Source organism: Micromonospora sp. BS32, from assembly GCF_059089345.1.
Map to the genome: position 1 here is coordinate 1 of NZ_JBSSHR010000168.1, position 385 is coordinate 385.

1 protein-coding gene is annotated in these 385 nt (G+C 62.3%); it reads left to right on the plus strand.

Annotated elements, in window-relative coordinates; genetic code table 11:
- Positions 1-385 (plus strand): hypothetical protein (locus AC5RWQ_RS30750; protein ID WP_494286092.1); only part of this gene is annotated, 385 nt, incomplete at both ends.

The window sequence follows — 385 nt, forward strand, 5'->3', positions numbered from 1 at the left end:
GACCTACACCGGCGAAGTGCCGCGCGGCTCGAAAGTCGTCGAAGGCACCTGGTGGGACGAAAACTACAGCGGCCCGCCGCTGGTCTCGCTTGAAAAGAAGATCGCCGACGGTCTCGGCATCAAGGTCGGCGACGACATCACCGTGAACGTGCTCGGCCGCGACATCACGGCGAAGATCAGCAATCTCCGGACAGTGGACTGGCAAAGTCTCGGCATCAATTTCGTCCTGGTCTATTCGCCGAAAGCCTTCGCCGGAGCACCCCATACCGATATCGCGACCCTGACGGAGGCCAGCTCCACACCCGCAGGCGATGCGAAGCTCATCAAGGAGGTCGCTGCCGCGTTTCCGATGGTGACAAGCGTCCGGGTGCGCGAGGCACTCGAT